25 protein-coding genes, 1 tRNA gene and 1 pseudogene are annotated in these 20,472 nt (G+C 61.6%); 18 read left to right on the top strand and 9 right to left on the bottom strand.

Annotation, left to right across the window (positions count from 1 at the left end):
• The first annotated feature begins 101 nt into the window (after positions 1–101).
• Positions 102–216: transfer RNA gene (locus EI545_RS21325), tRNA-Met, on the top strand.
• A gap of 123 nt (positions 217–339) precedes the next feature.
• Here the strand turns inward: EI545_RS21325 and EI545_RS05305 are convergent.
• A complete protein-coding gene (locus EI545_RS05305; protein ID WP_125324507.1) occupies positions 340–1,473 on the bottom strand; it encodes a Fic family protein in 1,134 nt (377 codons plus the stop codon).
• Between the two features lie 440 nt (positions 1,474–1,913).
• On the opposite strand from EI545_RS05305, the gene EI545_RS05300 reads away from it, so the two are divergent.
• Complete coding sequence (locus EI545_RS05300) at positions 1,914–2,495, top strand: hypothetical protein (protein ID WP_125324506.1); 582 nt, start codon at positions 1,914–1,916, stop codon at positions 2,493–2,495.
• Positions 2,496–2,503: 8 nt separating this feature from the next.
• Here EI545_RS05300 and EI545_RS05295 read toward each other — a convergent pair whose 3' ends face one another.
• Complete coding sequence (locus tag EI545_RS05295) at positions 2,504–2,806, bottom strand: hypothetical protein (RefSeq protein WP_125324505.1); 303 nt, start codon at positions 2,804–2,806, stop codon at positions 2,504–2,506.
• A gap of 258 nt (positions 2,807–3,064) precedes the next feature.
• Between EI545_RS05295 and EI545_RS05290 the strand changes: the two genes are divergently transcribed.
• Positions 3,065–4,573, top strand: a complete 1,509-nt coding sequence (locus tag EI545_RS05290; RefSeq protein ID WP_125324504.1) for a hypothetical protein — start codon at positions 3,065–3,067, stop codon at positions 4,571–4,573.
• A 57-nt stretch (positions 4,574–4,630) separates the two neighbouring features.
• Positions 4,631–6,010 carry a hypothetical protein gene (locus EI545_RS05285; protein ID WP_164517223.1) on the top strand — a complete coding sequence of 460 codons (1,380 nt, stop codon included), beginning with the start codon at positions 4,631–4,633 and terminating at the stop codon, positions 6,008–6,010.
• A 494-nt stretch (positions 6,011–6,504) separates the two neighbouring features.
• Here EI545_RS05285 and EI545_RS21755 read toward each other — a convergent pair whose 3' ends face one another.
• The 6 genes from EI545_RS21755 to EI545_RS05260 all read right to left on the bottom strand — a co-directional run bounded on the left by EI545_RS21755 (position 6,505) and on the right by EI545_RS05260 (position 9,382).
• Complete coding sequence (locus EI545_RS21755) at positions 6,505–6,633, bottom strand: hypothetical protein (protein WP_281275748.1); 129 nt, start codon at positions 6,631–6,633, stop codon at positions 6,505–6,507.
• Positions 6,634–6,808: 175 nt separating this feature from the next.
• Entirely contained in the window at positions 6,809–7,129 is a 321-nt protein-coding gene (locus EI545_RS05275; RefSeq protein ID WP_125324502.1) for a hypothetical protein, read from the bottom strand.
• A gap of 122 nt (positions 7,130–7,251) precedes the next feature.
• Positions 7,252–7,410 (bottom strand): hypothetical protein, encoded by a 159-nt coding sequence (locus EI545_RS21320; RefSeq protein WP_164517222.1) that lies wholly within the window; start codon positions 7,408–7,410, stop codon positions 7,252–7,254.
• A 465-nt stretch (positions 7,411–7,875) separates the two neighbouring features.
• Positions 7,876–8,064 carry a hypothetical protein gene (locus EI545_RS05270; RefSeq protein ID WP_125324501.1) on the bottom strand — a complete coding sequence of 63 codons (189 nt, stop codon included), beginning with the start codon at positions 8,062–8,064 and terminating at the stop codon, positions 7,876–7,878.
• A gap of 171 nt (positions 8,065–8,235) precedes the next feature.
• Entirely contained in the window at positions 8,236–8,805 is a 570-nt protein-coding gene (locus EI545_RS05265; protein WP_125324500.1) for an RBBP9/YdeN family alpha/beta hydrolase, read from the bottom strand.
• Between the two features lie 103 nt (positions 8,806–8,908).
• Positions 8,909–9,382 carry an Lrp/AsnC family transcriptional regulator gene (locus EI545_RS05260; RefSeq protein WP_125324499.1) on the bottom strand — a complete coding sequence of 158 codons (474 nt, stop codon included), beginning with the start codon at positions 9,380–9,382 and terminating at the stop codon, positions 8,909–8,911.
• A 218-nt stretch (positions 9,383–9,600) separates the two neighbouring features.
• On the opposite strand from EI545_RS05260, the gene EI545_RS05255 reads away from it, so the two are divergent.
• From EI545_RS05255 to EI545_RS05230, 6 genes and pseudogenes are all read left to right on the top strand, one after another.
• On the top strand, positions 9,601–10,059 hold the full coding sequence (locus EI545_RS05255) for an RrF2 family transcriptional regulator (RefSeq protein ID WP_125324498.1): 459 nt from the start codon (positions 9,601–9,603) through the stop codon (positions 10,057–10,059).
• 182 nt (positions 10,060–10,241) lie between these two features.
• Entirely contained in the window at positions 10,242–10,493 is a 252-nt protein-coding gene (locus EI545_RS05250; protein ID WP_245990299.1) for a hypothetical protein, read from the top strand.
• An 89-nt stretch (positions 10,494–10,582) separates the two neighbouring features.
• Positions 10,583–11,698, top strand: a complete 1,116-nt coding sequence (locus EI545_RS05245) for a sulfate ABC transporter substrate-binding protein (RefSeq protein ID WP_164517369.1) — start codon at positions 10,583–10,585, stop codon at positions 11,696–11,698.
• Between the two features lie 9 nt (positions 11,699–11,707).
• A pseudogene (gene cysT, locus EI545_RS05240) lies at positions 11,708–12,543 on the top strand (sulfate ABC transporter permease subunit CysT).
• Positions 12,536–13,408: a sulfate ABC transporter permease subunit CysW gene (gene cysW / locus EI545_RS05235; RefSeq protein ID WP_125324497.1), complete on the top strand. Its 873-nt coding sequence runs from the start codon at positions 12,536–12,538 to the stop codon at positions 13,406–13,408. The pseudogene cysT and the gene cysW overlap by 8 nt, the downstream one beginning before the upstream one ends.
• A gap of 43 nt (positions 13,409–13,451) precedes the next feature.
• Positions 13,452–14,171 (top strand): sulfate/molybdate ABC transporter ATP-binding protein, encoded by a 720-nt coding sequence (locus EI545_RS05230; protein ID WP_125324496.1) that lies wholly within the window; start codon positions 13,452–13,454, stop codon positions 14,169–14,171.
• A 204-nt stretch (positions 14,172–14,375) separates the two neighbouring features.
• On the opposite strand, the gene EI545_RS05225 is transcribed toward EI545_RS05230, so the two are convergent.
• Positions 14,376–15,011, bottom strand: a complete 636-nt coding sequence (locus EI545_RS05225) for a TetR/AcrR family transcriptional regulator C-terminal domain-containing protein (protein WP_164517221.1) — start codon at positions 15,009–15,011, stop codon at positions 14,376–14,378.
• A gap of 99 nt (positions 15,012–15,110) precedes the next feature.
• Between EI545_RS05225 and EI545_RS05220 the strand changes: the two genes are divergently transcribed.
• From EI545_RS05220 to EI545_RS05185, 8 genes are all read left to right on the top strand, one after another.
• Positions 15,111–15,326: a hypothetical protein gene (locus EI545_RS05220; RefSeq protein WP_164517220.1), complete on the top strand. Its 216-nt coding sequence runs from the start codon at positions 15,111–15,113 to the stop codon at positions 15,324–15,326.
• Positions 15,327–15,355: 29 nt separating this feature from the next.
• On the top strand, positions 15,356–15,832 hold the full coding sequence (locus EI545_RS05215; RefSeq protein WP_125324493.1) for a hypothetical protein: 477 nt from the start codon (positions 15,356–15,358) through the stop codon (positions 15,830–15,832).
• Positions 15,833–15,959: 127 nt separating this feature from the next.
• Positions 15,960–16,709: a phosphonate metabolism transcriptional regulator PhnF gene (phnF, locus tag EI545_RS05210; RefSeq protein ID WP_125324492.1), complete on the top strand. Its 750-nt coding sequence runs from the start codon at positions 15,960–15,962 to the stop codon at positions 16,707–16,709.
• Positions 16,702–17,145 (top strand): phosphonate C-P lyase system protein PhnG, encoded by a 444-nt coding sequence (phnG, locus tag EI545_RS05205; RefSeq protein WP_125324491.1) that lies wholly within the window; start codon positions 16,702–16,704, stop codon positions 17,143–17,145. The genes phnF and phnG overlap by 8 nt, the downstream gene beginning before the upstream one ends.
• Positions 17,145–17,690: a phosphonate C-P lyase system protein PhnH gene (phnH, locus tag EI545_RS05200; RefSeq protein ID WP_125324490.1), complete on the top strand. Its 546-nt coding sequence runs from the start codon at positions 17,145–17,147 to the stop codon at positions 17,688–17,690. Before phnG ends, phnH begins: the two co-directional genes overlap by 1 nt.
• On the top strand, positions 17,690–18,751 hold the full coding sequence (locus EI545_RS05195; protein ID WP_125324489.1) for a carbon-phosphorus lyase complex subunit PhnI: 1,062 nt from the start codon (positions 17,690–17,692) through the stop codon (positions 18,749–18,751). The genes phnH and EI545_RS05195 overlap by 1 nt, the downstream gene beginning before the upstream one ends.
• Positions 18,748–19,662: an alpha-D-ribose 1-methylphosphonate 5-phosphate C-P-lyase PhnJ gene (locus tag EI545_RS05190; protein WP_125324488.1), complete on the top strand. Its 915-nt coding sequence runs from the start codon at positions 18,748–18,750 to the stop codon at positions 19,660–19,662. Before EI545_RS05195 ends, EI545_RS05190 begins: the two co-directional genes overlap by 4 nt.
• Positions 19,659–20,468 carry an ATP-binding cassette domain-containing protein gene (locus tag EI545_RS05185; RefSeq protein ID WP_125324487.1) on the top strand — a complete coding sequence of 270 codons (810 nt, stop codon included), beginning with the start codon at positions 19,659–19,661 and terminating at the stop codon, positions 20,466–20,468. Before EI545_RS05190 ends, EI545_RS05185 begins: the two co-directional genes overlap by 4 nt.
• The last annotated feature ends 4 nt before the right edge of the window (positions 20,469–20,472 follow it).

The following is a 20,472-nucleotide window of genomic DNA, read 5'->3' as shown; positions in this document are numbered from 1 at the left end:
TGATCTCTTCACATCAACGCCACATCAACCCGCCACTGCATGTTTTGCGCCACGTTTGCTGCCGAAAGACGGCGAATCTTGCCCGCTGCGAACATAGAGATCGCGGAGAATCAAACGGTTGGCCCGTAAGCCGTTGAAATTCCTAAGCTATCAAAATTGCTTGGATTGTGGCTCATAACCTGAAGGTCACAGGTTCAAATCCTGTCCCCGCAACCAAATTTAACAAACATATCAATCACATACGCAGCGCCCCACGGGGCGCTTTCTGCGTTGCCGGAGTCTTGTCAACACTTGGTCAACGTTTGAAGAGCCCCCCGGAGAAGCGGGGGCTTTCTTGATTCAGACCTTCAGCAGATCGAGTAGCGGATCGAAGGCATACATCGCGGCCCTGCGCCCGGATGCGGCTTCGATGGTGCGCAGAAGGCCCGCCTCGACAAGCCGTCGTGAGAGCGCGCGGGCGGATGAGGGAGGAATTCCCGATCGTTCTACAAACCGGTCGTTACGGAAGACTGGGCTCGCGAACACATAGTCGAGCGCCTGATCGTGGAACTGCGAATTCAGCACCTCGCGGAACCGTTCCCGCATCTCGCCGTGCAGGCGGAAGATCGCGTCCGCAGTCTGGATGTTGACCGTCGCTTGGGCGTGCATCGCCTGGAGAAAGAATACCACCCAGCCGGTCCAATCGCCTGTGGCGGAAACCGCACGCATTCGCTCGATGTACTCGTCCTTGTGGGCCTCGAAGTAACCGGACACGAAAAAGTTCGGCTGATGCAGGACGCCAAGTTTCCAGAGCATCAGGGTGATCAGCATACGACCGATCCGGCCATTGCCGTCTTCGAAAGGGTGCAGGGCCTCGAACTCCACATGCGCGATGGCAGTGCGGATCAGCGGCCGCATCGCGCTCTCGTTGATGTAGCGGACGAGTTCGGCCATCGCCGGGCCCAGTTGCTCCGGCGCGATCGGGACGTAGTAGATCTTTCCCCGCCGTTCGTCCCCGATGTAGTTCTGTTCAACCTTGTAGCTGCCGGGGCGCTTGCGGGCTCCCCGGCCGAAGGACAGCAGCTGCTGGTGGGCGGTGCGGATCAGATGCTCGCCAAGCGGCGCTCCATCGGCCAGCGCCTGCTGTGCATTCCGCAGCGCGCGGGAGTACAGGTAGGTCTCGACGTCGTCGTTGCGGGCCTCCCGGTAAGGGTCAGCGCTGCCTGCATCCTCTTCGGCTTCAAGTCGGTACAGTTCCTCGATGGTCGAAATCGTCCCTTCCATCCGGGAGGAGGTGACCGCATCCTGGCGGCGCAGGGGGGCGAGGAACAACTCGCTGTTCACCATGCCCGACATCTTGGTATCGTACCGCGCAAGGGAGGCCGCCGCCTCTTCGAGTGGCCCGAGCAAAACCTCGTAGTCGAGGGCAGATGGGGGAAAGGTGCCGACATGATAGGTGACCGCATCTGTCAGATCGTAAGGTTTGGTGACCATATTTGTGCCGATTCTGTCATCAAAGAGATTTGACGATAACCTAGTCACACCAAGATAGCTTGGCAACAGAATTGGGAGCCATTCTGACGCCAAGGCGCGTTGTCGTCATCAGTCTGCCATCAAGCCAGATTGACGACAGAGATGGCAATAGAACTGCCATCAAAGTTTGCTCCCTTGTCACTTTCTCCGCCCTCTGCGGAGAATGGTTGATCTGACCTCCGCACGAACGATGTCGCGACCTGTGTCCTGAACGACCGGGTGGAGTAGCGTAAGGCCGTTCTGAGCATGTCATTGAATAGCCCCTAGATTTGTAGACGCCTTGCTTGGTAATTTTGGAAGCAAGGAGGACGCGATGTCCGGCACGAAGTTCCCAGACGAGTTCAAGCGCGATGCGGTGGCCCAGGTTGAGGATCGGGGTTAGCAAACTAGGGGCTATTCACATGAACCCCCGGACAACTTCAGCTCTTGTCCGAGGTTTTGCAACACAAGCCCACCGGCTGAAGACCTGGGAGGCGGTCAAGAGGGTGAGCGACACAATTGCGACTGCGCCCGAAAACGCCAGCACGCCGCTTGCTCTGCGCGGATCGGACGAGCACGTGCTTGCTGTCTTCGAGAAGTTGAAGGTTCAGTACGAAGGAAACAAAAACATCCCGAACCGCACGCTCGCAGGTCTTTGGGCATATTTCGAAGAGTTCCTGCCAGAGTGCCAGGACAAGGCCGCTTCGGAATATGCCAATGCGCTGACGACACTTGCGATGGAGAATGAAGAGGCCCTTGTTCGCGACCTGACCGGGAACTTCTGCCTCGAACAGCTCCGCAAGAAGGAGCCGGAACTGTTCGAAGTGCTGGCCGTGGATGCAGGTCTGGATGAAGCCCACGGCGAAAAGAAGGCGGCCTACATGACCCGAAAGGGGATTGGTCGGGCGACCTTTAACAACCGATACGAACTGGGTGCTGCGGCAATCCGTGAGTGCTTCGACAAAACCCTGCGCTACAAACTTCTGGGGCCACAAATCTTATGAACAAGCGATCAAAACTCTTTGCAGATATTCTGCGCGGCCAAGAACCGGCCGAAGGCGCGTTTAGCGATGATCGGATCAGGTCCGCTCTGGCTGGCAATCCTCCTTTGTCGGTCGAAGAGCGGTTGTTGTTGTGGTCGTCCCCAGACGCTCGGGATCACTTTCTGGCTGTCCGCCGGGAGGTCCGGAGAGAGTTGGCGGAGGCTATTGCAGGCGCTGGCCTCGGCTACTCGGAGCGCAGGCTGGCGGCTTCTGGTGAAGGCGACGATGTCCAGCAGGTTCAGGGCAAGGGCTTTTCGGTCGTCGTCTTCCACGATGATCTTCCAGGCGCAGAATGGTCGATCTTGTGCCAATTGGAATCGACATATTTGGTGACTCTCCCTCCAAGGACAGTTGTGACGCTGCGGGACAGCGGTGGCCTTATCTGGGCGTCGGGCGTGCCCGATGATCAGGGGTGTTTCGGTGGGGCTTGGGCAGAACAGTCCAAGACACCTGCGGAAAGGCTGAAGAGGCATACCCTGCGCCTGGAGCTGTAGGACAAGTTCGCAAAACAAGAGGGGCGTAGGAAAGCCGTGAGTGAGAGTCTTCCGATTGAAGCAGCTGCAATTCTTGCGCAAGTGCAACTTATCGCGCGCCGCGAACTTGGATTGCGAGTTGCCGAGATTCTCAAGGCGAAATGGGGCAAGGCGTGGCTCGAAACCCTGAACCGGAAGGTCAGTGTCTATGCGGAAGAGAAGAATTCTGACGGCACCAAGAAGTTCATGACTGTCGAATTCAGTGATCAGGGTTTCAACTGTGATCACAACAAGACGATGATAATTTTGCAGCAGCTTGCGAGGGCTGGAGAGTTCAGAGAGAGCAATAGCACAATCAGAAACCTGACTTTCAGCAGGATAAACAGCAGAAACCGAACGACTCACGAGCAGCACCTTCCTCCAAGCCGGGAACAGGTTCTAGCGGATGTGAAAGAAACCATCACTCTTCTCGATATTCTGGGCAGCCGATCCGGGGTTTCGAAGCTGAAGACGCTCGAAAAGCTGATCAGCTCAGAGGATGAACTGATCATCACAATCAACAAGGCAATGGATGCAGGCGCAACGCCTGGAGCGCTACCGTCAGAGATGGGGACGATCCTCACGATGATGCAAGAGTTGCTGTCTCACGCCAAGCAGGCTCCGCCAAAACTCTCGACAACTGACAAGGACGAGATTCGCGGCCTCGTGGCAGAGGCGGTGCAAAGTCAGCTTGCTTCCCGGCCACAGTCAATTCAGCCCGCGCCTATGCTGAATGGGCGACGCAGGCATGCCATTCCTTCCCCGGCGAAGGGTGTCGTGCTCTTTCCTATTGTTTCAGCCTTGTCTGACGATGAAAGTGATTACGGCGTCATCAGCACATCTACATACTCATCGCCCACTGGCCGGATCACGTTTGCTTCGACGTTCTCAGGGGTCGAGCGCAACAATGGGTACCACCAGATCATTGCGGATGCCCGCCATCACGAGCTTGATGGCTCAAGGACTGAGCAATCTACCCGTGCCCGGATTGACCCGAGTGACTTTGGCGGGAACAGCTTTGGATTGGCCGCAGCCATCGCCGACAAGACTGCTCGATATGGCGTAGCCGAAGGTTTGGCGGGTCGACATATCGTGGCAACTGGAATTCTGGAGCGTGATGGTCAGGGCACGGTGATCCAGGTTGACGAGTTCCAAGCAAAGGTCCGGTTGCTTGTGCGCTCTGCCCCGTCCGGATCGTTCTTCATATTTCCTAAAGAAAATCTTGATGCGTCGGATGCTCAGACACGTGAATTGCTTGATCAAGTGCAGTTCGAATGGCGCGCTGTTACTCACGTCGATGAGTTGCACGACATCTTCGCCGCGGGCGCTGATCCTCTGCTCGTGGACGAAAGGACACGCCCGCAAGTTCTCAAATCAGTTGGTGATGAAGTCGTTGACACGAACGAAGATGCTGATCCGAGCAGTTCAGGCGTCGCCGTAAGACACTCCAGACGACCGGCACTCGCTGCGGCGGTCGTTGCAGGTGCAGTCCTTTTGGGCGGAGCGTTCGCGGTAAGCGAGTGGTAAGGTGCTTCCAGACTGGACCCGATTCAAGCTCAGGCGAGTGATGAACGCTTAGTCCGCGTGGCAGAGGCTGCCTTGAGAATATCCAAGCCCTTGGATTCTGCACCGAGTTGCAGGGAGTTGCTTGCTGCGTCAACGGCACTGACTGACGTTGATCGCGACCGTATGCTTCCGGTGCATGATGGCGCTATTTCTACTTCCTCCGACTGTGCTTCCGCCCTGAAAGATAGCGAGCAGATTTGGATGCAACTGGCTTCAGCGGCGTCGACCATTGCGAATGGGCAGGCAGTACCTGTGGATCAGCTTTTTGCACTTCGGGAGTCTTTTGGTGTCTTCACAATGTCAGACGCTTCAAGCTCGGACAGGAAAACGATGCTCGCGTCAGTTGACGCTTACCTAGGTGAGAACCTCACCCGGCAGGGACGATGGGAAGCCCTTGCTGAGGCCATTACTGCTTGGCGGTCGAATGTGGTTTCGCGCCTCGTTGATGATGTCGCCAATGCCTATACCGCGCTGACTCCCGAAGACCGGTCTCTGGCATCTCAAGAGCAGAAGGTGTTGATGACCGCAGGCCAATCTGCTCTGGCTGAACAGCAGACAAGCGATCGACGGTTGACTGACGTGGTCGCCGCAAGCCGCCGTCTTTCTGCTGAACCCGGGGCGGCTGCTCTAACTTCTGCGAACAAGGCACTTGGAGCATTGCTGCCTCTGGATCATGCGCGTGCGGATGCCGCCGAGCTAGAGGCAATATCCGCAATCGAAGCAGCTATGGCTACCGCGAAGTTCCAACGGCTGTCACTTGCGGCTGGAGTGTTTAGGCACGCGCGTAATCGAACAACGGCGGGCGAGCTTTCGGACGCTTCATCGGAGCTTTCTGAAGAGGAACATCGCAAGGTGCCCACAGAGATCGCCGCTGCAATTTCATTGGCTGTCGAGGCTCAGTTGGAACTGGTGCAGAGTCTGGCGCGCGAACGGCGGGTAGCCGATGCGATCCGGTCTGTTGACGCGGCCGAATCCTCTTCTAGTGGGCTCGCGTCAGCTTATGGAGAAGTCGTTGCCGCAGTCGAGGAACTCACTTCGTTTGATGAAGTGGAGTCCAGCGCCGCATTGCGTGCTGCGGTCACTAGGTCGGATCGGGTCCGACGTCTCCTGTCCCAAAGTGATGAGCGAATTCGTGGGGTCATGCGCCTCGCGGAACAGGCGGCAAGCTATGGCCAAAGTGTTCCCATTGCGATCGGCCAAGCTTTTCAGGCGGCACGATCTAGCCTGACGAATCTGGATCTAGAACGCCTTTCAGAGGATCAAAGGCAGCTTCTCGACAGCGTTTGCGGTATCAGTGGCCCGCTTGCACCCGGGGTCCTTGCACCAGCGGACCGCTGCGTAAACTTAACGCAGCGCAGCCAGCCCTGGGTTCTCAAGCCGTCTGCACCGTTGCCGTGATAGAGGTTTCGATTATGCGTCTTCGGGTGCGTTTTCGGCTTGTCAACGCTTAGTCAACCGATGGTTTAGGTCCGACGCTGCCAACTCCCTGCGAAGAGCGGTGAAACTCGACGGGTGTCATGCGATATAGTACACATTGCAAATGGTTGCGCGATATGTTTTTGTTTTCATTGATTTCATCCTTATGTCACAGTCACGGCTCATAACTTGAAGGCCGCAGGTTCAAATCCCGCCCCCGCAACCAAATCCTTCTATGCCGATCAATGACGTACGCCCCGCCAGCCAGCGGGGCCCTTTGCGTTGCAAAGGACCGGTCAAAAATAGGCAATGTTTTGCGAGCCCCTCATGTGAGGATTTGATCCCTGATTCCGTCACAGGGCCAGTTCATAGTGCGTGCTGCGACCGCTACCGTCGCCTCTTCGCAGCAGCTGGTGGTCCGGCTGCGCCGCGATGTCATGGTTCGCCTTGTCTCGCAGGCATTTGGCAATCAGCGCCTACTTTGATGACGTCATCTTGCCTTCGACCCCGTCGAGCAGCCGGTTCAGCATCTTGATCTGGCGTTCGTTCAGCGCTAGTGCCGCAGCGCGCTGCGAGAAGTGGCCCTTGGTGGCGACCGATGCCAAAGCGCCAATGTCGATGCCAAGCCGTCGCGCGCGTGATGAAGCCGGTCGAGTAAGGCACTTAGCGCTTCAAGAATGATGGCAGCCAGGTTGCCACGGTCGTCAAGCGTGCCCTTGCCGGGGAACACAGGCGGGAAATGTCACAAAGCTTCTTGCCGGACACGTCAGTGCAGTGTGATCACAGCGAGCCTTCGCTGCCTGTGTACATCACTCCAGCGACCCGGCCATCAGGGCTAGACTGGCAGGACCATGGGGCCTCGGCCCCGGCAACGGTGGCCATGACACCGACGCCGGCTTCGGATTCTGCCACATCAAACACGGCAACGTCCGAAACCGATTTGCCCGTCTGCTTGGCAATCGCCGATCGGCAGGCGTTTGCCGCGACCGATGTCAGATTTCCGCCGGTCACCGCAGGCATCGGCATCGGGTCGCCGGTCTCGACACAAGCGGAGAGCGCGGCGGCAGACAGGCAGGCAAGCAGGGTCAGGGGGCGGGTCATTTATCGGGTCCTTTCTTGGGTAATCGACTGCAGTGGCCCGGTGCCGCGGCATGCGGTCGGGCGCATCTGGACCGACGATGCTCCGCGCGCCCCGCAGTCGCTATCCGGATCGCGAAAGCCGTTCAGAAATTCGCGGTCGGTTGAGCACTGGTGCGCTTGCTCGCGAAGTTTTCATCAAGCTGAAGCTTCGCGATCCACCGGGTGCGCTTGACCATTCCCAAAGCGATAGGGATCTCGCCGCCGATGGGCAGCGCGCCAATCGGTAAACTTCCGAAGGTCATCCCGACACGAACTTGGCCCGCGAAATCTGCAAGGGTCTATTTCACGGGCCGATGTTCGTTCAACGCGTCTTGCGATCAGTGGGCAACCCAATAGTCCAGTCCGACTGAAGGATTGTCCTTACGATGCTGAAGACAACACTCACAACTGCACACACTAAAACAAGGCCACTGACAAACGAACTCTTTACCAGGGCGCACAAAACCCGCTCAACACTGTCTCGGGTTCAGGAATTGAGATAGTCCTTCATTGCCTTTCTTGGAAGCTGTCCAATTGGACAAGGTTCTGTGCATAAGGAGGGGACAGTCATCCTTAGGTAGACTGATTAAACTATCTGCGTTCTCGCCTGACACATCCTCGACACAATTGGGTGGCGCGCCGAATCGGCGAAGCGGCGGCCATCGCCCGCGCAAGGCGCTCACCGCGCCACAGAGCGCCTGCCACGATCCATTTTCATACAGGAAATCTTACTCTGGCTTTGTGGAGGCTGGGTCGCGTGTCACGTTTTCTGGGAGGGTCACGGGACCCCATGATGGGAACAGCCCGACATCCCTCAGGAAGGCCCAGCGGGACGGAAGGTCGCCCTTGGTGGTCTTTTCGTCAACCGCGGTGGCAAAAAGTTCAAGAAAATATTGGTCGAAACGCCCGTCCATCATTTTCGCCTCCTTTCAAGGACTATCCGAAGAGCCATGCCCAGGACGCATCCAGGGTCAGCTTGACCTGTTCCGGAGCGATTACGACGGCCATGGTCGCGGAATAGGTCAGAAGAAAAGCCACCAGGGCGACATAGCCGGAACGGCTTTGATGGGTCTGTCTAAGCAAGGCCTTCACAGTGATACCCTCCGCGCCTCAGGTTTCTGAACCGGGAGTGTTGCCGTTGCGGCAATCAGGCCATCGCGCAGGGACTTGCCCTTGGCCCAAGGTCCGTAGCCCGAGTCCACGTTGATATGCCCGGCAAAGCCGAGATCGACGAGGTCAGCCCCCCATGCTTTGGACAGGGTGTTTGCGCGGGCAAAGCGCATCCAGGGATCGTTGCGGCTGGCGACGACCGTGGCGGGGACGCCAAGCGGTAGCTCTGGGATCGGGCCGAACTGGCCGATCCGGTCGCTGCCGCGGGTTTCGGCCGGAGCGACCAGCAGAGCCGCGCGCACCTTCACCTGTGGCCATTTCGTCAGGATGCGGGCGATCAGCACCGCGCCGAGAGAGTGGCCGACCAGGACGCATCCCGGGTGGTGCAGGATGGTTGCTGCCAACTCGATCTCCCAGACGGCGGGGGATGGGCGGGACGGGTCCGACAGATCAACCATCAGGGCCTTTGGATCGGTCGCGGCCCACCAATGCTGCCAGTGCGGAGCGGGGGAGCCGTCAAGGCCGGGAACGATCAGGGTCTTGGTCATTGCCGTGGTCCTTCCGTTTCAGTGGGATTCCTCGCCTTAAATCTAGCAAGTTTGTCGTGATTTTCTGTTCCAAAGAGCCCGCCCAAAAGAGAAGGGTGTTCTCCTAGCGGTTTCGGGTGTCAACCGGGTAGGCCGTGGTGAACTTCATCCGCTCCATCGCGAAGTGGGAGGTCACGTTCTTGATCGGCAAGGCATCGGTCAGGCGCTTGTATAGGGTGTCGAACGCCGACATGTCCGACACCGAGACCCGCAGGAGGTAGTCAAGCTCGCCCGCCATCCGGTAGACTTCCATGATCTCGGGGATGCCATCAACGGCGCGTCCGAACGCCTCGCGCCACTCGGGCGAATGATCTGGCACCTCGATGCCGACAAAGACGGTCAGGCCCAAGCCCAGCTTGTCCGGATTGGCCAGTGCAACGCGGCCTGTAAGGACCCCGGCGGCCTCAAGTTTTTGGATCCGCTTCCAGCAGGGGGTCTGCGACAGGCCCACCTTATCGGCGATCTGGGAAATGGGCATCGTCGCATCGCGCATCAATTCGGCGACGATCTTGCGGTCGATCAGGTCAAGGTCGGTCATCGGTCGTGGCCCCTGGCTTGCGGGAAGGATGTGCCTGCGCTTGAGAATGCCGGAAAAAGGATTAATGTCTATAGGTATTATCGTGTATTAAGGGCGGGTCGTATTTCCCTTGTTTTCATGAGGTTCTGGCGGGGTTTTTCGGTAACGCCACACAAGAATGACAGGCCGCCGAAAAGCCCGACATTGATTCTCGACATTCCGCAAAGTAGTTTTGAGCGATGATCACGCAGAAGATGAAATATGCCTTGAAGGCGTTGCTGACGCTGGCAGATGAAGCTGCAAAGCCGCAGCCCGAGGCCCTGACGATCGAAGAGATCGCCAAGCGCTCCGGCACGCCGAAGCGGTTTCTGGAGCATATCCTTCTGGAAGTGCGCAACGCCGGGATCATCGCCTCGATCCGGGGCAGGTCGGGTGGTTACAGCCTGATCAAGCGTCCGACGGACATCTCGATCTCGGAACTTCTGCGCACCATTGATGGCCCCATTGCGCCGCTTCCCTGCCTGTCGCGCCGCGCCTACCAGCGCTGCGAGGACTGCACGGATGAGGCGACCTGCCGGATCCGCAAGGTCTTTGCCGAGGTGTTCTGGTCCTATCTGGTCATCATCGACTCGCTGACGCTGGATGACATGCTGCGCTCCGGCGTTGTGGCTGATCAGGTGCTTGGCGCCGCGCAATAGCGCAACCTGCTGATTTCCAAGGGGCTTATCTATCTTGCCGTCCGTTTCGGGGGTGAGGCGGAGAATGTCATTCTATAATCACGACAGAATTTAGCGTATATATTCCGTTGCCATACTCGACCTTTCCTGTCGTTATTAAGGGGCAGCCGGGCCAATGCCCGCCCTTAGCGAAGGAGAAAGACATGACCGCAGCCGTGATCCGAAAAACCCTTTCCGGGCAAATGGGTATGGCGATGTCCGCCATGACCACGCCCCTTCGTCAGGCCTGCGCCGTCCGGCTGGTCGACCGGCGCACCGGGTTGACCCACCGGGTGAACGGAAGCCCGCTGGTCCTGTTCACCCGCAACCCGACCGAGGCGATTGCGGAACTTCTCAGCGGGCGTGACGCCTCGGTCTGGGAAGCGCGAGTCGAGCCGATCGGGGGCCGGACATGACCGGCCATCATCATCCGCGAACCATTCTGGGCCTTGCGCCCTACCACCCCATCCCACCGCGCACCACGCAGCGCCTGAAGGAGAACGACATGCTTGCCACCATCACCCTTGCCGGGTCCGTCACCGCTCAGGGCGCCGTGACCGAGACCCATGCAGACGGCCGCCTGACCATTGCAGATGGCGTTCGCCGCCTGACCGGCTGGCCGGTCACCAAGCTGCGGGGTCTCGTGTCGGCCGTGGCGCTGACCGTGCTGTCCTTGGGCGCAGCGCCGAGTGCCTTGCAGGCTGAGAGCCTGCTCAACGTCAGCTATGACCCGACACGTGAGCTCTATCGCGAGTTCAACGAAGCCTTCACCGCCTGGTGGGTGGCGCAAGGGAACGAGGCCCCGCCGATCGAGGTCAGCCATGGTGGGTCGGGGTCGCAGGCACGCGCAGTCATCGATGGGCTGGGGGCGCAGGTGGTGACGCTGGCGCTGGCTGGCGACATCGACCGGATTGCCGAGGGGGGCAAACTGCCGGCCGACTGGCAGACCAAGCTGCCGCACAATTCGTCGCCCTATACCTCGACCATCGTGTTCCTGGTACGCGAGGGGAACCCCGAGGGCATCGCCGACTGGGGCGATCTGGTCAAGGAGGGGGTGGAGGTCATCACCCCGAACCCGAAGACCAGCGGCGGCGCGCGCTGGAACTACCTTGCCGCATGGGCCTGGGCCGAGAAGAATGGGCAGGATCCGCAGGCCTTCGTCGGCGCGCTTTACAAGAACGTGCCGATCCTTGACTCGGGCGCGCGCGGGTCGACCACCACCTTTGCACAGCGTGGCGTAGGCGATGTGCTGCTGGCCTGGGAGAACGAGGCCTATCTGGCGCTGAAAGAGCTGGGCGAAGATCAGTTCGACATCGTCGTTCCATCAATCAGCGTGTTGGCTGAACCGCCAGTCACGCTGGTCGAAGGCAACATCACTTCGGACGAACAGCGCAAACTGGCTGAGGCTTACCTGAACTTCCTTTACTCCCCGGAAGGGCAGGCGCTGGCCTTCAAGCACTTCTACCGCGCCTGGGACGCTTCGGCCGCCAACCCCGATGACGTGGCCCGCTTCCCGGACCTGGAGTTGGTCGATATCGCCAGCTTCGGCGGTTGGGCTGCAGTGCAGGCCGAGCACTTCGCCGATGGCGGGATTTTCGACCAGATCTACGTGCCGAAGTAAGGGCTGATGATGGGCAGACCCCTGATCCACCGATCCCCGATGCCGGGCCTTGGCCTGAGCCTGGGGATCACCCTGACGATGCTCTCCCTCGTCGTCCTTCTGCCCATCGGCGCCCTTCTTCTGAAGGGCGCCAACTACGGTTTTGCGGGGATCTGGGAGACGGTGAACCGCGAACGCGTCTGGGCCGCGCTGTACCTGTCGTTCCGCCTGTCGCTCTTCGCGGCGATCTTCAATCTGGTTTTCGGGGTGCTCCTCGCTTGGGTGCTGGTGCGCTACCGCTTCCCCGGCCGCCGCATCCTTGACGCCGCCGTGGACCTGCCCTTCGCCCTGCCGACAGCTGTGGCGGGCATCTCGCTGACCGCGCTTTATGCGCCGAACGGGGCGTTCGGGCAGTTGGCGGCCGAGATCGGCTGGAAGATCGCCTACACGCAGTGGGGCATCTTCATCGCGCTGGTTTTCGTGGGCCTGCCCTTCGTCACCCGCACCGTGCAGCCGGTGGTCGAGGAAATCGAGCGCGAGGTGGAAGAGGCGTCTGCCACCCTCGGCGCAAGCCGCTTGCACACGATCCGCCACGTCATCCTGCCGATGCTGACCCCCGCCGCGCTGACCGGGTTTGCTCTGGCGCTGGCCCGGGCGGTCGGGGAATACGGGAGCGTCATCTTTATCGCAGGGAACATCCCTCTGGTGACCGAAATAGCCCCCTCCTGATCATCATCCAGTTGGAGGAGTTCAACTACGACGCCGCCGCCGCCATCGGCATCGCCATGCTGCTGATCAGCTTTGCGATGCTTTTGGTCATCAACCTGATCCAGGTCTGGAGCCGGAGGAGGATTGGCTATGTCTGAGATATCCCTGACCAAAGCCGCCCGCTTCCGCTCGGCCACGGAAGAAACGCCGACCGCTCGCTGGGTACTGATTGGGGTGGCGTTCCTTGGTCTTGGCATCCTTGTGTTCGCGCCGCTGATCGCGGTCTTTGTGGAGGCACTGGCCCAAGGCGTTCTTGCATCGCTGCAGAGCCTTGCCTCCCGCGATGCGCAGTCCGCGATCAGGTTGACGCTGACCATCGCCGCGATCTCGGTGCCGCTGAACGCGATCTTCGGCATCGCGGCGGCGTGGTTCATCACCAAGTTCGACTTTTCCGGAAAGGCCTTCCTGATCACGCTAATCGACCTGCCGTTCAGCGTCTCGCCCGTGGTGGCGGGCCTGTGCATTGTCCTGATGTTCGGCACCAACTCCCTTCTAGGCGGCTGGCTTGTGGCCAACGGCTATCCCATCGTCTTTGCAATGCCGGGGATCATACTGGCCACCATGTTCGTCACCTTCCCCTTCGTCGCGCGTGAGCTGATCCCGGTGATGATCGAGCAAGGCCGGGCGGAGGAGGAGGCAGCACTGACCTTGGGCGCCTCGGGCTGGCGGGTGTTCTGGACCGTGACTGTTCCCAACATCCGCTGGGCGCTGCTTTACGGCGTCCTCCTTTGCAACGCCCGCGCGATGGGCGAGTTCGGGGCGGTGGCGGTCGTTTCGGGCAAGATCCGGGGGCAGACCGCGACGATGCCGACCACGATCGAGATGCTCTACCAGGAATACCTGTCCGTTGCGGCCTTCTCGCTTGCCGCCGTGCTGGCCCTGTTGGCTCTGGTCACGCTTCTCCTCAAAACCGCGCTGGAAATTCGCCATGCCGATCAACTCGCCGCCACGCACCGCCACTAGGGGCCCGCGCGCGCAATACGCGCCCTACCGCAAGGAGACTGCCATGCACATCGAGATAGACGAAATCTCCAAATCCTTCGGCGCGACGGCGGCTTTGCACCCGGTGTCGTTGTCGCTGCCGTCGGGTGCGCTGGTGGCTTTGCTCGGCCCGTCCGGTTCGGGCAAGACCACGCTTCTGCGCATCCTTGGGGGGCTGGAGTTCCCGACTTCCGGGCGCGTCCTGTTCGACGGGCAGGATGCGACCGGCCTGAGTGTCCAGGACCGTCGCGCGGGCTTCGTGTTCCAGAGCTACGCCCTGTTTCGTCACATGACCGTCTTCGGCAACATTGCCTACGGGCTGAACGCCCGCCCCCGCGCTTCGCGGCCGACCAAGGCCGAGATCGCGCGGCGGGTGACGAAGCTGCTTGAACTGATCCAGTTGCCCGACATCGGCGCGCGCTACCCTTCGCAGCTCTCTGGCGGGCAGCGCCAGCGGGTCGCGCTGGCCCGTGCGCTGGCGATCGAACCCCGGATGCTTCTGCTGGATGAACCCTTCGGCGCACTGGACGCCAAGGTCCGCAAGGAGCTGCGACAGGGCCTGCGCGACATTCACGACACGACTGGCCTCACAACGGTTTTCGTCACCCACGATCAGGATGAGGCGATGGAACTGGCCGACCTTGTCGTCGTCATGTCGATGGGCCGGATCGAGCAGATCGGCAAGCCGCAAGACATCCGCGCGCGCCCGGCAACGCCCTTCGTGCGGGAATTCATCAGCGCCTGATATGAACCGCAGGCTGACCATTGCCGGTCGGGACCACGCCCTGAACTGCGATGCGCGCGGGACGCTGATTGAGTGCCTTACCCGCGGGTCAAGGTGACGCTCGCCGCCCGGGTCGTGGCCAAGGCGCTTATGGAAGCGGTTGGTCGGACCTGAGCCAAGGTTGGTCCACCGCACCGCGACCGGCTTTGTGACCCGGCGCTGCAGTCAGCGGGGACTGGCACCATTCAGAAACAGGGTAACAACCTTCTCGACATGTTCCGCAAGGTCGGCCCGGTCGAAGGCCGTCTCGTTTGTCATCAGCGCGCGCAGTTGGTAGTCGCCTTTCAGCATCTCGACAAAGATGCGAGCAGTCCGATCGGCATCGTCGATCTTCAACCGCCCGTCGCTGGCGCCGGCCGCCAGATATGTGGCGAGCCTACGATAGACGACGCCCGGCCCGGACAGATAGGCCTGCATTCCGATCTCTGGCCGGGCCGCGCCGATGGACACGAACTGCCGGAAGATTGTCACGGTGGCGGGGTCGAGCATGTTGGCCAGAAGGCCTTTGCCGAAGGTCCGCAGGTCCTGCGCGATGTCTGGTCCGGGACGCGCGGGAAAAGTCATCTCGGAGGGTGACAATACGTCAGCGATCAGGGATTGCAGGACTGCGTTGAACAGCCCTTCCTTGTCGGTGAACATTCCATAGATGTCACGCCGCGACCCGCCGACGGTATCGGTGATGTCCGTGATCGACGTATGGACAAACCCCTTGGACAGAAACAGTTCGCGCGCGGCGGCAATGACCTGCTCGCGCCGCGTCAGGTTGCTGCGGCGTTCGGATGTCTGCAAAGCGGCGATCATTCTGCGCGGTCTCCGAACATTTCGATTGACGTGGTACTTATCAGTACCATACATCTGCGACAAGATGGTATCCATTAGTACCGTCGGCGGAATTGCAAGATGCACTTCGTGACAGCTCGGCTTTGGACCATCGTCAGCGCCCTCGTCGTGACGGGTTGCATTGAAGCTGATGCGGATGATCCCGATAGCCCGGCTGTCGTTCGGTCGGTTCAAGGGCAGGTCAACGGCCTTGGCGTGGCTGCGATGCTAACGCTGGCCTACGTCCCCGCGCTGTTCCGGGACGTGACAACGCCCTTCAACCCGTCCGCGCCCTAAAGGGTCTGACGCACTTTAGGAGCCTACCCATGCACGACCTTGTCACCCTGCTGGCCACCGCCTGTTTCACCTTCGCTGCCGGAATCTTCACCGTGCTGTCGATGGTCGAGAAACCGGTGTGGAGCCTGATGCGCGACCCGAACAGCCCGCGCGCTGATGATCGGATCGTCCGCGACATCCACGCCCAGTTGCGCCGTGTCATTCACCTGCTGCCGCCCATCATGATGACGACGATGGCAGGCGGCGCGGTGTTGCTGGGATTGCAGGCCTGGCGTGCCGGGTTTGACTTGGTCTCGCTCCTCATCCTGCTGCACTTCGGTCTTTGCATGGCCTATCTGCTGTCGATCCTTCGCGCGCGCATCCGCGCGGTGGACCTGACACCCTCCGACGGTGCCATCGGTCCGGTGCGGATGGGACTTGGCCAACTGGCCGCGCTGCACCACGTCGGGCTGTTCACGGCGGCAAGCGTGACCGTGCTGCAGATCATTTTTGCGCTGACCCGCTGACCCCTCGCGTGCGATAACCAGCCCCCATCGCGCACCCTTTTCGCCCTGCCAAGCCGATAGCGTCACACAACCGTAACGACCGGGGAGTACGACGTGAGTCATTCGGATGAATTTGCGGGTTGGGCTGATGGGACGTGACAACTGGAAGATCATTCGCGATCGGATCTCGGCCGAGATTTCCGCCGGAGAGCTTGAGCCCGGCGCACAATTGCCGACCGAGTCGCAGTTGTGTCAGACGTTTCAGGCAGGGCGCCACTCGGTCCGGCGGGCGGTGGCGGCCTTGGCGGTTGAGGGCAAGCTGCGGGTCGAACAGGGGCGCGGCACCTTTGTGCAGGCAGCGCCCCTGATCAGCTATCACATCGGACGGCGCACCCGGTTCCGGCAGAACCTGCTGGAACAGGGCATCGCCCCGGCAGGCGAGCAGCTTGCCGACGCGATCGTGCCTGCCTCGGCGCGGGTGGCGGCCGAGCTTGGACTGGCTGAGGGCAGCCCGGTTCACCGACTGCTGCGGCGGGGTCTGGCGGATTGGGTGCCGATCAACATCGGCCTGTCCTATCACTGCGCCGCCCGTTTTCCCGACCTTGCCGCACAGCGCACGGGCGGCGCTTCGGTGACCGACATCTACCGCAGTCACGGCATCGCCGACTACTTCCGCAAGCGCACCATCGTCTTTGCCCGCCGCCCGGATGCCGAGGAGGCCGGCCTTTTGATGCAGCATCCCGATCAGCCGGTGCTGGTGCTGCAAAAGACCGACGTGGACGCTGCGGGTCGGCCCATAGGGTATTCCGAGGCGGTCTGGGCGGCCGACCGGGTACAGTTTTCCTTCGACAGTCAGGATGAGGGCGATGCTGCCCCGGAAGGTGCCGCCGATGTTTGACCAAGGCGACGACCCCGCCCAACCCTTCGACCACGCGCGCCTTCTGGACGTGCTGGCCCGCGCCGATGCCGACCGGATGGCCGCACTGGCCGAAGCAGTGCTGCCGGGACTTGGCCCGGTCGAGGTGGTGCAAAGCCGCACGGGCCTTGTGATGCTGCCGATGCGCGACACGGTGCAGGGGACCGACTTTCACTTGGGCGAGGTGCTGGTGGCCGAGGCGCATATCCGCGCCGCCGGGACCGAAGGCTATGGCATGGTCTTGGGCCGCGATCTGAACCGGGCGATGGCGATGGCGGTGGTCGATGCCGCTGCCAGCCTTGGCCAGACGCCGGACATCCGCGCCTTCCTGCATCGCGAGGCTGCGCTGCAAACCGCCACCGACACCGCCCGCCTGCGCGAGGTGGAAGCCACGCGCGTCGATATGGAGACGTTCTGATGTCGCTGCTTGCTGCCGTCCCGGTGCCCGACGCGTTTGAGACGCGCACCAACGCCACGTTCGAGGCGCTGATGTGGGCCCTGGCCCGCCCGGGTTCCGTCCAGACCCTGCCCACCCCCGGCATGGCAGGGGTTGCCGAGGCACTGGTTGACCGCGAGTGCCGGGTGTTCTGCGACGACCCCGCCCTTGCGGACCGCATCGCCAGCCTTGGCGCGGCGCGGGTTGCCTTGCCGCTGGCCGATCATTGCTTTCTGGGGCTGGACTCGGGCTTGATCCGGCTGACTGAGGTGGCGGCCGGCTCGGCGCTTTATCCTGACGAGGGGGCAACCGTGGTGGCCGAGGCGCGGTTTGGCGCGGGCCAAAGGCTGCGCCTGACCGGGCCGGGGATCGAGACTTTTGCCGAGATCGCGCTGGACGGCATTTCCCCGATCTTCTGGGCCTTGCGCACGACGCTCTGCCGCTATCCGGCGGGGTTCGATCTGTTCCTCATCGACGGCGTGCGGGTTATCGGCCTGCCGCGTTCCACAACAATCGAGGTGCTGTGATGGCCTATGTCGCAACCCGTGGCGGAGAGCGGGCGATTGACCAGTCCGAACGCCTGTACCGGGCGGAACTGGGCCGGATCGACGCAGCCCGCGTGGCCGAGATCCGCCATGCGCTGCCGATGCTGATCGACCGGGTGATGGGCGAGGCCTCGCTTTACGAACCCGATCTTGCCGCGCTGGCGCTGGCGCAGTCGGGCGGTGATCTGTACGAGGCGGTGCTCCTCCTGCGCGCCTGGCGCACGACGCAGCCGCGCCTGACGATTGCGGACCCCGTGCTGCAGGACCAGCTTTTCACCCATCGGCGGATCTCGGCGGCGTTCAAGGATATTCCGGGCGGGCAGATCCTTGGGCCAAGCCTTGACTATGCGCACCGCATACTGGCAACCGATGTGCTGCGCGGTGTGCCCTTTGTCCCGCCCCCCGTCGACCCCGCCCCGGTTGCAGCCCCCGCGCAGCAACCTTCGCTGGCCGCCTGGCAAAAGGCGCAGGGTCTGGTGGCAGACCCCGCCCGCGCCGACGTGGCGCCGGATGACATTCCCGACCTGACGCGGGAGCCGTTGCTGTTCCCGGCCAAGCGGGCCCATACGCTGCAAAGCCTTGCCCGCGCCGATACCGGCGGGATGCTGGCCTTGGGCTATTCCGCCATGCGCGGCTATGGCAACGCCCATCCCACGGTGAACGAGTTGCGGCTGGCCGAGGCGGAGGTGCGGGTGCGCCACCCGAGCGGCACGGTGTTTTCCGCCGGGCGGGTGAAGGTGTCACAGGCCGAGGTCACGTCGAAAGGCAAGTCGGGCCTGCTCGAACTGGGTTTCTGCGCCACGCTGGGCTGGAACGAGGTCAAGGTCATCTCGGGCGCGACGCTGGACCTTAACGCGCCCGGGGCGGCCAAAGGATCGCCGGTCGAGGAGGAGTTCTTCCTGTACCACACCGAACCGGTAGAGGCCTCGGGCTTCTGCATCCACTTCAAACTGCCGCATTATGTGACCTTCCAATCCTCGCTGGACGCTTTGCGCGGGGCCAAGGCGGCGGCGCCAATCGAGCCGGAAAAGGTGCCTGCATGACCATCGCCACCCTGACCAGACCGTGGGAGGCGATGTCCTACGGCTTTCTCGACGCCTCGGCCAAGCGTGAATTGCGCCGCAAGATGCTGAAAGCCATCGCCGTGCCGGGCTGCCAGATGCCCTATGCCAGCCGCGAAGTGCCGATGGCGCGCGGCTGGGGGACGGGTGGGCTGCAAGTGACGCTGACTCTGCTGAAGCCGTCCTCGGTGGTCAAGGTGATCGACCAGGGGGCGGATGATAGCGTCAACGCAGCCTCGATCCGGTCGTTCCTGTCCAAGGTGTCCGGCGCGCGCGAGACGTGGGACACGACCGAGGCGACGCTGATCCAAAGCCGCCACCGCATCCCCGAAGAACGCCTGCGCGGCGATCAGGTGCTGGTCTTGCAGGTGCCGAACCCCGAACCATTGCGGCCGGTGGAACCCAACATGTCCGTCGCCCGCCAGATGCATGCCGATGCCGATTACGGGCGGCTGTGGCTGATCCTGTACGAACAGATCGTCCGATCCGGGCGGGTCATGCAGGGGGCGGCCTATCCGTCGCTGGTCAATGGGCGACATGTGATCACGCCATCCCCCATCCCGCGCTGGGACGTGCCGAAACTGCACATGGCGCAGCATCTGACCTTCCTGTCCGCCGGGCGCGAAAAGCGACTGTACGCGGTGCCGCCATTCACGAAGGTCGAACCGCTGGTCTTCTCCGACGTGCCTTATCAGGTGGAGGACCATGCTGCCCTGACCTGCCACCGTTCGGGCGTAACGGGCTATTTCATGAACGAAATCCCACAGGATGACGGCTCCTCGCAGTTTGAACTGTCGGACAGCCATCTTGGCATCAAGGCCATCCGGCGGGCCGAAGGGGAGGGCGGCAGGATCGGCCCGACCTGGTATGAAAACGGAAAGATGCCGCAATGACCCCCTTCCAAGCGCTTGCGCTGCAAGCCCCGCAACTGATGACGACCCCGCCCTTGCTGACCATGACCGGCGTTTCGCGGCGCTATGGTGATGTGGTGGCGCTGCAGGATGTGTCGGCCACCGTCTACCCCGGCGAAGTGCTGGGGATCGTCGGCGAAAGCGGGTCGGGCAAGTCGACCCTTCTGCGGATGATGAACCTTGAGGATACACCGGACACGGGCGACTACCGGCTGGCGCTGCCGGACCTGCCCGGTAACCTTTTTGACCTTGACCGCTTCGCACGGCGGATGCTGTGCGCCACGCGGATCGGGATCGTCTACCAGAACCCGCATCTTGGGCTGCTGATGAAGCACACCTCCAGCGGCAATGTCGCGGAACGCCTACTGATCGCGGGAGAGCGCAGCTTTGCCGCCCTGCGCGGCCGGGCGCGTGAGGCGCTGGATGCGTCCGAATTCCCGCTCGAGCGGATGGACGCGCGTCCCATCGAGCTCTCTGGCGGCATGCAGCAACGCGTGCAATTGGCCAAGGCGATTGCGCTGGAACCCGTGCTGTTGCTGCTGGATGAGCCGACGACGGGGTTGGATGTGTCGGTGCAGGCGCTGGTGCTGGACACTTTGAAGCGCCTGCAAAGGGACCGGGCGATCACCATGGTCATCGTGTCCCACGACCTTGGCGTGATCCGCACCATGGCCGACCGGGTGATGGTGATGCGCCGGGGCAGGGTGGTGGAACAGGGGCTGGCTGACCAGATCTTCCAGGACCCGCAGCACGACTACACCCAACAACTTGTCCACGCGAAGCTGTGAGGCC

It is taken from the genome of Tabrizicola piscis, assembly GCF_003940805.1.
In the GTDB taxonomy this organism is placed as follows: Bacteria; Pseudomonadota; Alphaproteobacteria; order Rhodobacterales; family Rhodobacteraceae; genus Tabrizicola; species Tabrizicola piscis.
Note: the sequence above shows the minus strand (reverse complement) of the source record. Positions and strands in the feature narration are given on the sequence as shown.

What these genes read in the sequence shown, in the direction of transcription:
- EI545_RS05250 (WP_245990299.1), top strand. Translation starts at nt 10,242, where the DNA reads ATGACCGCAGCCGTGATCCGAAAAACCCTTTCCGGGCAAATGGGTATG.
- EI545_RS05230 (WP_125324496.1), top strand. Translation starts at nt 13,452, where the DNA reads ATGCACATCGAGATAGACGAAATCTCCAAATCCTTCGGCGCGACGGCG.
- EI545_RS21320 (WP_164517222.1), bottom strand. Translation starts at nt 7,410, where the DNA reads ATGACCTTCGGAAGTTTACCGATTGGCGCGCTGCCCATCGGCGGCGAG.
- EI545_RS05220 (WP_164517220.1), top strand. Translation starts at nt 15,111, where the DNA reads ATGCACTTCGTGACAGCTCGGCTTTGGACCATCGTCAGCGCCCTCGTC.
- EI545_RS05255 (WP_125324498.1), top strand. Translation starts at nt 9,601, where the DNA reads ATGATCACGCAGAAGATGAAATATGCCTTGAAGGCGTTGCTGACGCTG.
- EI545_RS05305 (WP_125324507.1), bottom strand. Translation starts at nt 1,473, where the DNA reads ATGGTCACCAAACCTTACGATCTGACAGATGCGGTCACCTATCATGTC.
- EI545_RS05260 (WP_125324499.1), bottom strand. Translation starts at nt 9,382, where the DNA reads ATGACCGACCTTGACCTGATCGACCGCAAGATCGTCGCCGAATTGATG.
- phnF (WP_125324492.1), top strand. Translation starts at nt 15,960, where the DNA reads ATGGGACGTGACAACTGGAAGATCATTCGCGATCGGATCTCGGCCGAG.
- EI545_RS05225 (WP_164517221.1), bottom strand. Translation starts at nt 15,011, where the DNA reads ATGATCGCCGCTTTGCAGACATCCGAACGCCGCAGCAACCTGACGCGG.
- cysW (WP_125324497.1), top strand. Translation starts at nt 12,536, where the DNA reads ATGTCTGAGATATCCCTGACCAAAGCCGCCCGCTTCCGCTCGGCCACG.
- EI545_RS05245 (WP_164517369.1), top strand. Translation starts at nt 10,583, where the DNA reads ATGCTTGCCACCATCACCCTTGCCGGGTCCGTCACCGCTCAGGGCGCC.
- phnH (WP_125324490.1), top strand. Translation starts at nt 17,145, where the DNA reads ATGTCGCTGCTTGCTGCCGTCCCGGTGCCCGACGCGTTTGAGACGCGC.
- EI545_RS05275 (WP_125324502.1), bottom strand. Translation starts at nt 7,129, where the DNA reads ATGACCCGCCCCCTGACCCTGCTTGCCTGCCTGTCTGCCGCCGCGCTC.
- EI545_RS05195 (WP_125324489.1), top strand. Translation starts at nt 17,690, where the DNA reads ATGGCCTATGTCGCAACCCGTGGCGGAGAGCGGGCGATTGACCAGTCC.
- EI545_RS05270 (WP_125324501.1), bottom strand. Translation starts at nt 8,064, where the DNA reads ATGATGGACGGGCGTTTCGACCAATATTTTCTTGAACTTTTTGCCACC.
- EI545_RS05300 (WP_125324506.1), top strand. Translation starts at nt 1,914, where the DNA reads ATGAACCCCCGGACAACTTCAGCTCTTGTCCGAGGTTTTGCAACACAA.
- EI545_RS05265 (WP_125324500.1), bottom strand. Translation starts at nt 8,805, where the DNA reads ATGACCAAGACCCTGATCGTTCCCGGCCTTGACGGCTCCCCCGCTCCG.
- phnG (WP_125324491.1), top strand. Translation starts at nt 16,702, where the DNA reads ATGTTTGACCAAGGCGACGACCCCGCCCAACCCTTCGACCACGCGCGC.
- EI545_RS05215 (WP_125324493.1), top strand. Translation starts at nt 15,356, where the DNA reads ATGCACGACCTTGTCACCCTGCTGGCCACCGCCTGTTTCACCTTCGCT.
- EI545_RS05190 (WP_125324488.1), top strand. Translation starts at nt 18,748, where the DNA reads ATGACCATCGCCACCCTGACCAGACCGTGGGAGGCGATGTCCTACGGC.
- EI545_RS05185 (WP_125324487.1), top strand. Translation starts at nt 19,659, where the DNA reads ATGACCCCCTTCCAAGCGCTTGCGCTGCAAGCCCCGCAACTGATGACG.